Source organism: Allobosea massiliensis (genome assembly GCF_042655245.1).
In the GTDB taxonomy this organism is placed as follows: domain Bacteria; phylum Pseudomonadota; class Alphaproteobacteria; order Rhizobiales; family Beijerinckiaceae; genus Allobosea; species Allobosea massiliensis.
Genome location: NZ_JBHSLU010000161.1, coordinates 66851 through 76851, shown reverse-complemented (window position 1 = coordinate 76851; position 10001 = coordinate 66851). Strand labels below are relative to the sequence as shown.

The window sequence follows — 10001 nt, the reverse complement described above, 5'->3', positions numbered from 1 at the left end:
CTGGAGCGGGGGCGAGAGGCCGCGCCCCCGGAGCATGGCGCGCCGCAGGAGGGTGGCGCTGCCGCCATCCCGGGCTTGAACGCGGCGCCCGCCCAACCAGGAGGCGACCGGGCATCGGGCGGGGCGCAGCCGGCTGCGCTCCCATCCCGCGCCCCGTCCTGCGCGGCCACCGGTTTAGGCCGATGGCAGGGACTTGTCGAGCCGGCTAGCCCGCCCGGCCGCCTGCGCGGGCGAGGCGATAGGCCGGGTAGAGGCCGGCCAGCACGATGAGCAGCCCGGCAAGCGCGCCATCCTCGAAGGCGCCGCGCGAGGCATGGCCATAGACGGTGGTGGCGAGGGTCTCGACATTGAGCGGCCGCAGCAGCAGCGTGGCAGGCAGTTCCTTGAGGCAGTCGACGAAGACGAGCAAGGCGGCGGCGGCGACGGCCGGGCGCGCCAGAGGCCAGTGCATCTGCCGCATCACCTGCGGGGCGCTGGCGCCCAGCGTGCGGGCTGCATCGTCGATGCGGGGCGAGATACGCGACAGCCCGCTTTCGACGCCTGAGACCGCGATGGCGAGGAAGCGCACGAGATAGGCCAGGACGAGCGCCGCGCCCGAGCCGATCAGCAGCAGGCCGAGATTGACGCCAAGCCAGCGCCTGGCCGCGTCGGCGACGAGGTTGTCGAAGGCGGCGAGGGGCACGAGCAGGCCGAGCGCCAGCACCGTTCCCGGCACCGCATAACCGAGGCCCGCTACGCGCGACAGGGCCGGTAGCCAGGGTTCGCGCCCCTGCCGCCGGGCGGCGGCGATGCCGACGCCGAGCAGCACCACCAGGCCCGCCGCCAGACCCGAGAAGGCGAGCGCGTTGGCGAGGCTGCGCAGCATGGCGGCGTCAAATTGCTGCCAGAGACCACGCTGCAACACCTCAGATCCGAGGAAGGCGATGGGCAGAACGGCGCCAAACAGAACGGGCAAGGCGCAGGCGGCCGTGGCCGCGGCGGCGCGCCAGCCGGCGAGCGGCCGGCGACCGACGGCGCGCGGCTGGCGCACCGGCAGGGCGAAGCGCCGCTGGCCGCGCAGATGCGCCTCGGCCACCATCAGCAGCACGACGAGCAGCAGCATGACGCAGGCGATCTGGGCCGCGCCGGCCAGCGAGTTGCGATTGATCCAGGTGGTGTAGATCGAGAGCGTCAGCGAGCGAACGCCGAGATACTCGCTCGCCCCGATGTCGTTGAGCGTCTCGAGCAGCGCCAGCGTCAGCCCGGCGGCAAGAGCCGGCCGGGCCATGGGCAGTCCGACGCGCCAGAACAGCCGGCCCGGCGCTGCGCCGAGCGTACGCGCCGATTCCACGATGGCCGCGGCCTGAAGCCCGAACAGGGCGCGGACGCTCAGATAAACATAAGGGTAGAGCACCAGGGCCATGATCACGATCGCGCCCGGCAGGTTGCGCGGATCGGGAAACCAGTAGTCGCGTAGCGATCGCCAGCCGGTCAGCGCGCGCAGCGCGCTCTGGAATGGGCCCTGAAAGCCGAGCATTTCGACATAGACATAGGCGGTGATGTAGGTCGGGAGCGCCAGCGGCAGCACCAGAAGCCATTCGAGCGGGCGCCGGCCTGGAAACTCGTATTGCGTCACCAGCCAGGCCGTGCCGACACCGATCAGGGCGCAGAGCACACCGACGCCGAGCAGCAGGCGACTGGTATCGGCCAGCGCCGCCGGCAGGACATTCGCCGCCAGATGCGGCCAGATCGACGCCGCCTGCGGCGAGAGGGCCGTGTAGGCGAGCGCCAGGACAGGCAGCAGCGCGAGGCCGGCGCCCAGCAGCGCGGCGAAGACCAGAAACGTCGACGGCCGCCACGCGAGTGGCGACCGTCGGGGTCCGGAAAGGGAAATGCCGATGCTCAATTGTCGAAGCCGACCTTGTCAACGAGATCCGCCGCGGCCTTGCGGTTCTTGGCGACGTCACCGAGCGGGGTGGTGTCCGGGGTGATGGTGCCGAGCAGCTTCACTGCCGCGCTCTCCTTCACATCCGCGTTAACCGGGAACTCGAAATTGCCGTCGGCATAGAGCGTCTGCGCCTTCTCGCCGAGCATGTATTCGATCAGCTTGACGGCGCTGTCCTTGTTCGGGGCGTTCTTGGCGATCGCCGCGGCCGAGACGTTCACATGGGTGCCGCCATTGGCGAAGGTCGACTTGAGCGGCTTGATCGCCTCGTACCAGCTCTTCTGCTCGTTCTTCGCCTCGCTCATCAGGCCGATATAGTAGGTGTTCATCACCGCGATGTCGCACTGGCCCGACAGGATGTCACGCGCCACGTCGCGGTCGCCGCCGCCTGGCTTGCGGGCAAGGTTGGCCTTGAGGCCCTTCAGGAAGTTTTCGGTCTTCTCGGCGCCGTTGCGGGCGAGATAGGCGGCGAAGAAGGCGTTGTTGTAGGGGTGCTGGCCCGAGCGGATGCAGACCTTGCCCTTCCATTTCGGGTCGGCGAGGTCCTCATAGGTGATCGCGTCCTGCTTCACCCGCTCCTTCGAGACGACGACGATGCGGGCGCGCTGGGTCAGCGTGACCCAGTTGTCGGCCGGGCCGCGCAGCGCGGCGGGGACCGTCTTGTCGACGAGCGCGGATTTGATCGGCTGGGTGATGCCGGCATCGACCAGGGCGTTGATCTGGCCGACATCGACCATCAGCATGACGTCGGCGGGGCTGTTGGCGCCCTCAGCGGCGACGCGCTCCTGCAGACCGTCCTTCAGGAAGACGGCGTTGACCTTGATGCCCGTGTCCTTGGTGAAGGCATCGAGAACGGGATTGAGCAGAGCGGGTTCGCGCGTCGTGTAGAGGTTCACGCTCTGGGCGAGGGCCGGGACTGCCAGCAGGCAGGAGGCCAGGGCCAGCGTGGAGAGTCGGATCGCGTGGGTCATGGTCGGCTCCTTCGGGTTCAAGGCCCGTTTCTTGATGTTGCCGAGGGAGCGGTAGTGTGCGGGTCGCGGTGCGTCAACCGAAAAACCCTTTGAGATCAGTCTCTTAAAGGCGTTCTAATCTGTTGCGAGATTTGACTTCTTCTAAAGAGCGAGGCGGTCCGGCTTGCGATTTCCGGGGCGTCGTTCGGCACCGATGCAGGGCGGTGGCTCCGATCTCGCTAATCAGTCGGCGATCAGCGAGATCATCCGCACGGGGCCGCGACGGACCGGATCGAGCGTACCGCGCAGCACGAAGCGCTCATTGGCATCGCTGGCGAGGTTGTCGTCGTGCAGGCTGGCCTCGCGAAGCAGCATCTGCCGTCGCACCGTTCGCGCCTGCGCCTCGAGGCGGGAGATGCCGACGCGCTCGTCGATCTCGCGGCGCTGGCTCTTGCTGAGATCCGCCGCGCGGAAGTCGCGAAAATCGCGCGGGCTGTAGGGAAAGCGCGAGCCGCCCATGAAGGTGCGGACCTTGCCGTCGAGGACGACGCTGTCGCCGGGCCGCAGCGTGAAGTCGCGCAGCAGGGAGACGCGGCGCTCGCCCGCCTGGACGATGGCGGGACGGCAGGCGGCGGCGTCCTTCGTCGTCTCGAAGGCATAGGCCATCGGCAGCGACCGGTAGCGCTTGCCGTCGGCCGACTGGGCCTCGCCGATATCGCTGACGCCACCGGAGAGGCGGAAGACCTTGACCGGGATGCCCGGATTCATCGCCTGGCAGAGCGCCTCATGGGCCGGAAGATCGGCGCTGCCGCGCAAGCGGCCGATCGGCGCGTGAAAGCCGTCGCAGAGCCTCACGCAGAATGTGCGGCTGCCATCGTTCATCGCGGCGAGCCGGGATTCGGGGGTACGCCGCGAGCGGGCGGCGGCAGGGTCGGTCGCCGGACGCTGACGGAAGGGGTTGAGATCGACCGGCGGATGGGCGAGCCGGCCATCCGGTGCCGTCTGCAGCAAGGGGATCTGCCAGCCCGAGCGGGCCGGCGCATAGGCGGTGGGGCGGGCCATTGCCTGAGGGGCGTAGCCGGCGGACTGGGCGCGTCGCGCCTCGCGGTTCGCGGCCTCCTGGAGGTGGAAGGCACGGATGCCGGCGTCGTCCTCGGCCTGAACGAGCGAAACCGTGAGAACCGTCGCACCGACGCCGAGGGCGACACCGAGTGCACCGAGCGCTGCGAGGCGGGCCGAACGGCGGGGTTGCGCCGCCGCGACCGGCGGCAGACCCTCGCGCAGACCGGCCACCGGTCTCGCCACCTCACGGACACGCAACATCGCGTCAACTCCACTCTACGCTCGATGACCCGTCCGCCGCCGGATCGGTGTAGTTTACTTTCTGTTAAGCTTCAACGACCGGGCCAAGGTCGCGAGCCGAAACAGGCGGGGATGCTTAACGCCTCCGGCTCGCGCGGAACTGACGTCAGAGAACGGCGAGGAGCACGCCGATCCACATGCCGAACAGTGCGACGACGCCCAGCGCGAAAACCGGAGCGCGCAGCCGCAGATCGTTGGAGCCGACATGGATGACGGTGTGGACGACCCGGCTCGCGACATAGAGCCAGGCCAGCGCCGCCATGATGTAGCTGGTCGCACCGACCTCCATCGCCAGCATGATCAGCGCGAAGAAGATGACCGGCGTCTCGAACTGGTTGGCGAAATTCGCAGCCGCCAGGCGGGCCGGCTGGGGATAGGCTTCCGTCGAGACCGCGACATCCGCCATCCGGACCTGCTTGGCGGCGAAGGCCTGCTTGCGCCGCAGGAAGAGGATGCCGAGCACGACGAACATCCAAAGGATCAGGGCGAGCGCGGGATAGACCAGCTTGAGCGACATCCTGCGTCTCCGACCGCCTCGCATGCGCCGCAGACCATCCGGCGCGCGCGCACCAAGCGAAGCAACCCGGCCCGCCGAAAGCAAGCATGGCGGCCCCGCGAAGGGCCGCCATGGATCAGAAGTCGGTGGATAGCGGCTGGAGCCGGCGTCAGGAGCGTGTCGGGTAGTTCGGGCTTTCGCGCACGATCGTCACGTCATGGACATGGCTTTCGCGCAGGCCGGCGCTGGTGATGCGGATGAAGCGCGCCTTGGACTGGTAATCCTTCAGGTCCTTGCCGCCGACATAGCCCATCGCGGCGCGCAGACCGCCGGCGAGCTGGTGCAGAACCCCAGAGACCGGACCCTTATAGGCGACCTGGCCCTCGATGCCCTCGGGCACGAGCTTCAGAGCGTCCTTGATGTCCTGCTGGAAGTAGCGGTCGGCCGAACCGCGCGCCATCGCCCCGACCGAGCCCATGCCGCGATAGGATTTGTAGGAGCGGCCCTGGTAGAGGAAGGTCTCGCCGGGCGTCTCGTCGGTGCCGGCCAGCAGCGAGCCGACCATGGCGCAGGAGGCGCCGGCGGCGAGCGCCTTGGCGAGATCGCCGGAATATTTGATGCCGCCATCGGCGATGACCGGGATTCCGGCCTTGGACGCAGCGGAAGCCGCGTCCATCACCGCGGTGAGCTGGGGCACGCCGACGCCCGCGACGATGCGGGTGGTGCAAATCGAGCCCGGGCCGATGCCGACCTTGATCGCATCCGCGCCGGCATCGATCAGGGCCTGGGCGCCGCCGGCGGTGGCGACGTTGCCGGCGATGACCTGGACGGCGTTGGAGAGCCGCTTTACCCGCGTCACCGCTTCCAGCACCTTGGCGGAATGGCCATGAGCGGTGTCGACGACGATGAGATCGACGCCGGCGTCGATCAGCATCTCGGAGCGCTCGAAGCCGAGATCGCCGGTCGTGGTCGCCGCCGCCACCAGGAGCCGGCCCTTGGCGTCCTTGGCGGCGCTGGGATGGGCGACCTGCTTTTCCATGTCCTTGACGGTGATCAGGCCGATGCAGCGGTGGTGATCGTCGACGACGAGCAGCTTCTCGATGCGGAACTGATGCAGGAGGCGGCGCGCCTCCTCCTGGGTGACGCCCTCGCGCACCGTGATCAGCCGGTCCTTGGTCATGATCTCCGAGACGGGCTGTTCGGGGTTCGCGGCGAAGCGGACGTCGCGATTGGTCAGGATGCCGACGAGCTTGCCCTTGTGGCCCTGCGGGCCGCGCTCGACCACCGGAATGCCGGAGATCGAATGGTGCTTCATGATCGCGAGCGCATCGCCCAGCGTCTCGTCGGGGAAGATCGTGATCGGATTGGCGACCATGCCCGATTCGAACTTCTTGACGAGGCGGACCTGAGCGGCCTGCTGATCGGCTTCCAGGTTGCGGTGGACGACGCCGAGGCCGCCGTTCTGGGCCATGGCGATCGCCATCTTTGCTTCCGTCACCGTGTCCATGGCGGAGGCGATGATCGGCAGGTTCAGCGAGATCGTCCTGGTGAGCTGGGTGCGGATGTCGACATCCGCCGGCATGACCTCGGAGGGGCCCGGCTCGAGCAGCACGTCGTCGAAGGTGAGACCGTCGCGAATCAGGCCGTCGAGCATTTGGGACATCGTCAACTCCGACACCGGACTGGCCGGCTCTGCTGCGGTCTTGCGGGAGGCGCCCGCGACCGGGTTGACGAGGCCCGTTAGCACGGGCTCCCCGTGGCCGCTAGACCACCGCGCCACAAATTTTGCTGCGGCGCGGCGAAGACATCGGCGACCGTGGCGCGGGCCTATCCCTGGCGCTGCGGATTCGAGCGCACGGCGCCGGCGGGCAGCCGCGGCGGGCTCGGCGCGACGCCGAAACAGCCGGCCTCGAAGACCGTGCGGCCCTCGCGATTGGCGATCTCCTGGCAATCCTTCTGGCGCATGCAGTTCATCACGCGCAGGCCGTCGCCATAGCCGGGCGAAACCACGGTCTGGGCACAGCCGATCTCCCAGCTCGTCGAGGGTTTGGGCGCCGGCTGGGCCTGGGCGGCACGTCCGCCCGTGCCGGCCAGGCCCAGCCCGGCGAGAAAGCAGAGCCCGGTGAGCCGGGCGGCCCGGCGCAGGGCGGGGAAGGGAAGGCGGTCGAACATCGGAGGTCTCCGGAACGGTGTGGGTTGAGCCCCTGTGCCGTTCAGATGGGGACCGGGCGGGACGGCCGGCACGGTGCGAAACGCATGGCGGGGCTGCTCTGGTGCCCGCCCCGCGAACGAAACGCATGGCGGCCTTGCGCGTTGCGCCCGGTCTGGAGGCGATTCCGCACCGATCCTGCCCTCGTCTTGCCCGGCTCCGGGCGTTAAGGCTGCCATTTCCCGCGAGGACATCCGTCTTGCAGCGCGCTAAGCTCCTGCCCCTGATCGTCGCCTGTGCGCTGTTCATGGAGAACACCGATTCGACGGTGATCGCGACCTCGCTGCCGGTGATCGCGCAGTCGCTCGGCGAGGACCCGATCGCGCTCAAGCTGGCGCTGACCTCCTATCTCGTCAGCCTCGCGGTCTTCATCCCGATCTCGGGCTGGATGGCCGACCGTTATGGCGCGCGTACGATTTTCCGGGCGGCGCTGGCGGTGTTCATGCTCGGCTCGGTGCTGTGCGCGCTGTCGAACTCGCTCGGCGCCTTCGTCGGCGCGCGCTTCGTGCAGGGCATGGGCGGGGCCATGATGGTGCCTGTCGGCCGGTTGGTCATCCTGCGCAGCGTCAGCAAGGCCGAGCTCGTCGGCGCGCTCGCCTATCTGACCGTGCCGGCACTGGTCGGCCCGGTCGTCGGGCCGCCGCTGGGCGGCTTCATCACCACCTATTTCGACTGGCGCTGGATCTTCTTCATCAACATCCCGATCGGGATCGTCGGCATCGTCCTGGCGAGCCTGTTCTTCGAGGATGTGCGCGAGGAGGACGTTGCCCCGCTCGACATCCGCGGCTTCCTGCTCTCGGCCTTCGGTTTCGCCAGCCTGATGCTGGGGCTGGCGACGGGCGGGCGCCATCTCGTGCCCGAAGCGGTGTCCTATGCCTGCGTCGCCGCGGGCATCGCGTCGCTCGTCGCCTACTGGTTCCATTCGCGGCGGGTCGCCCATCCCGTGCTGAACCTGTCGCTGTTCAGGATCCCGACCTATCGGATCGGCGTCGTCGGCGGCTCGATCTTCCGGACCGGGATCGGCGCGATTCCCTTCCTCCTGCCGCTGATGCTGCAACTCGGCTTCGGGCTCGACGCGCTGCAATCGGGGCTGATCACCTTTGTCTCGGCGGCGGGCGCGCTTTTGATGAAGACGGCGGCCAAGACCATCCTCGCCCGCTACGGCTTCCGGCGCGTGCTGACCGTCAACGCCGTGGTCGGCGCGGCCTTCCTCGCGGCCTCGGGGCTGTTCACGCCGTCGACGCCGCACTGGATCATGCTGTCGGTGCTGTTGGTCGGAGGCTGTTTCCGCTCGCTGCAGTTCACCGGCATCAACGCGCTGAGCTATGCCGACGTTTCCAACCGGGACATGTCGGGCGCGACCAGCCTGTCGAGCGTGGCACAGCAGCTCTCGCTCAGCATGGGCGTCACCATCGGCGCCTTCGCGCTGGAGGCGGCCAATCTCGTCCATGGCGGGGGCGCGCTCGGTGCGGCCGATTTCTGGCCCGCCTTCGTGCTGGTCGGACTGATCTCGGCCTCGTCCGTGCTGATGATGGCGCGGCTCGCCCCCGATGCCGGGGCCGAGGTCTCCGGGCACATGCTGGCCGAGCCGCCTTCCAGCGCCCGCAAGGCGACGGCCCAGGCGATCGCCGACCAGAAGCCGCTGGAGTGAGCTGTGATCGTTTGAATGTAATGCAACCTTGCATTACATTCGCTTCTGGGAGGGCGGCTGGATGGCGACATTGACCGTGACCGAGCGCGGACAGGTGACATTCCGCAAGGAGGTCCTGCAGCATCTCGGCATCAAGCCGGGCGAGAAGATCGAACTCGAACTGCTGCCCGATGGCCGGGCCGCCCTGAGCGCGGCGCGGCCGCCCGGAACCATCGACGGCTTTCTCGGGCTTCTCGCCGGGAAATCGACGACGGTCGCCACGATCGACGAGATCAACGAGGCCGCCGCCCGAGGCTGGGCCGGTCAGGAATGAGGATCACCGTCGATACCAACATCCTCATCCGCGCCGTCGTCCGCGATGACGCAGAACAGGCGAGACGCGCCGAGCAATGCCTGAGGGAAGCGACCGTGATCGCGGTGACGCTGCCGTGCCTGTGCGAATTCGTCTGGGTGCTGCGCCGGCTTTATCGCTTTCAGCCGGCCGAGATTTCCGCAGCGATCCGGGCCCTGCTCGCCGTTGCCGCCGTCGAGACCAACCGGCCCGCCGTCGAGGCCGGCCTCGCCATGCTCGATGCGGGAGGCGATTTCGCCGATGGCGTGATCGCCCAGGAGGGCGCCTGGTTGGGTGGATCGACCTTTCTGTCCTTCGACCAGACGGCGGTGACCCTGCTGACGGCTCAGGGCAGAGAGGCGCAGCGACCCTGAGGCTCTCGGGGTTGGGCGCAGAGCATGGGCCAAGGACCGATCTTGCCATCTGCCGCCGCGGCGGGCGAGCATGAGCCATGGACCCGGCGGAACCCCGCGCCCCGGCTGATTATGACCTCGCGATCGGCGATGGCGCGATGCGCCGCAAGCTGGCCGAGGCGCGTCTGACGCTGAGCGACGAGGGCATCAGCTATGCGCTCGACGGACGGGACGGGCTGCGCCCCTACTCGCAGTTGCGCTCGGTGCGGATCCAGGCCATCCACGGCGCCAAGAGCAACCCCTGGGAGGCGATGATCGAACTCGTTTTCGATCGCGGCCTGCCGCTGCAGGTTCATTCCGGCACGCCGCTGGGCGGCAACGATCCCGAGCGCGATCCCGTCTTCATCGCCTTCGTCGAGGATCTGCACCGGCGGATTCCGCCGCAGGACGCCGCGCGCATCCGCTTCCTGCGCGGGGTGCCGGAGGGCCGGCACCGCGTGCTGCAGATCGCGCTTGTCATCGCCCTGATCGTCTTCGGCGGCGCGGGCGGCTTCATCCTGCTGAAGACGGCGGGCGGCACCATCCCCGTTGCGGAGATGATGTTCCCGATGCTCGGGCTGATCGGCTTCGGGGTGTGGATCTGGCACTCGGTGGAGAAGAGCAAGCCAGGGACCTACAGACCCGACAGGCTGCCGACAGACCTGTTTCCGGAGCGGGACTGAACG

10 protein-coding genes are annotated in these 10001 nt (G+C 68.5%); 4 read left to right on the top strand and 6 right to left on the bottom strand.

From position 1 onward, the window contains the following. Positions 1-205 precede the first annotated feature (205 nt). From ACFPN9_RS29485 to ACFPN9_RS29460, 6 genes are all read right to left on the bottom strand, one after another. On the bottom strand, positions 206-1885 hold the full coding sequence (locus ACFPN9_RS29485; RefSeq protein WP_066719492.1) for an ABC transporter permease: 1680 nt from the start codon (positions 1883-1885) through the stop codon (positions 206-208). Continuing rightward, positions 1882-2895, bottom strand: a complete 1014-nt coding sequence (locus ACFPN9_RS29480) for an extracellular solute-binding protein (protein ID WP_066719518.1) — start codon at positions 2893-2895, stop codon at positions 1882-1884. Before ACFPN9_RS29480 ends, ACFPN9_RS29485 begins: the two co-directional genes overlap by 4 nt. Before the next feature lie 222 nt (positions 2896-3117). After that, positions 3118-4197: a DUF2865 domain-containing protein gene (locus tag ACFPN9_RS29475; protein WP_156446501.1), complete on the bottom strand. Its 1080-nt coding sequence runs from the start codon at positions 4195-4197 to the stop codon at positions 3118-3120. A gap of 145 nt (positions 4198-4342) precedes the next feature. After that, complete coding sequence (locus tag ACFPN9_RS29470; RefSeq protein WP_066719495.1) at positions 4343-4753, bottom strand: MAPEG family protein; 411 nt, start codon at positions 4751-4753, stop codon at positions 4343-4345. A gap of 148 nt (positions 4754-4901) precedes the next feature. Next, complete coding sequence (gene guaB, locus ACFPN9_RS29465) at positions 4902-6395, bottom strand: IMP dehydrogenase (protein ID WP_066719496.1); 1494 nt, start codon at positions 6393-6395, stop codon at positions 4902-4904. Between the two features lie 164 nt (positions 6396-6559). Further along, the gene (locus ACFPN9_RS29460; protein WP_066719497.1) at positions 6560-6904 is read right to left on the bottom strand and encodes a hypothetical protein; all 345 of its coding nucleotides are present in this window, start codon (positions 6902-6904) and stop codon (positions 6560-6562) included. 236 nt (positions 6905-7140) lie between these two features. Here ACFPN9_RS29460 and ACFPN9_RS29455 point away from each other — a divergent pair, with 236 nt between their 5' ends. The 4 genes from ACFPN9_RS29455 to ACFPN9_RS29440 all read left to right on the top strand — a co-directional run bounded on the left by ACFPN9_RS29455 (position 7141) and on the right by ACFPN9_RS29440 (position 9998). Next, a complete protein-coding gene (locus ACFPN9_RS29455) occupies positions 7141-8592 on the top strand; it encodes an MFS transporter (RefSeq protein ID WP_066719499.1) in 1452 nt (483 codons plus the stop codon). Positions 8593-8653: 61 nt separating this feature from the next. Further along, entirely contained in the window at positions 8654-8905 is a 252-nt protein-coding gene (locus tag ACFPN9_RS29450; protein WP_066719521.1) for an AbrB/MazE/SpoVT family DNA-binding domain-containing protein, read from the top strand. Then, positions 8902-9297 (top strand): type II toxin-antitoxin system VapC family toxin, encoded by a 396-nt coding sequence (locus ACFPN9_RS29445; RefSeq protein WP_066719501.1) that lies wholly within the window; start codon positions 8902-8904, stop codon positions 9295-9297. The genes ACFPN9_RS29450 and ACFPN9_RS29445 overlap by 4 nt, the downstream gene beginning before the upstream one ends. 77 nt (positions 9298-9374) lie before the next feature. After that, positions 9375-9998, top strand: a complete 624-nt coding sequence (locus ACFPN9_RS29440) for a hypothetical protein (protein ID WP_066719503.1) — start codon at positions 9375-9377, stop codon at positions 9996-9998. Positions 9999-10001 lie beyond the last annotated feature (3 nt).

Coding starts and splice junctions, on each gene's coding strand:
- ACFPN9_RS29475 (WP_156446501.1), bottom strand. CDS start 4,197: ATGTTGCGTGTCCGTGAGGTGGCGAGACCGGTGGCCGGTCTGCGCGAG.
- ACFPN9_RS29480 (WP_066719518.1), bottom strand. CDS start 2,895: ATGACCCACGCGATCCGACTCTCCACGCTGGCCCTGGCCTCCTGCCTG.
- ACFPN9_RS29460 (WP_066719497.1), bottom strand. CDS start 6,904: ATGTTCGACCGCCTTCCCTTCCCCGCCCTGCGCCGGGCCGCCCGGCTC.
- guaB (WP_066719496.1), bottom strand. CDS start 6,395: ATGTCCCAAATGCTCGACGGCCTGATTCGCGACGGTCTCACCTTCGAC.
- ACFPN9_RS29450 (WP_066719521.1), top strand. CDS start 8,654: ATGGCGACATTGACCGTGACCGAGCGCGGACAGGTGACATTCCGCAAG.
- ACFPN9_RS29445 (WP_066719501.1), top strand. CDS start 8,902: ATGAGGATCACCGTCGATACCAACATCCTCATCCGCGCCGTCGTCCGC.
- ACFPN9_RS29470 (WP_066719495.1), bottom strand. CDS start 4,753: ATGTCGCTCAAGCTGGTCTATCCCGCGCTCGCCCTGATCCTTTGGATG.
- ACFPN9_RS29440 (WP_066719503.1), top strand. CDS start 9,375: ATGGACCCGGCGGAACCCCGCGCCCCGGCTGATTATGACCTCGCGATC.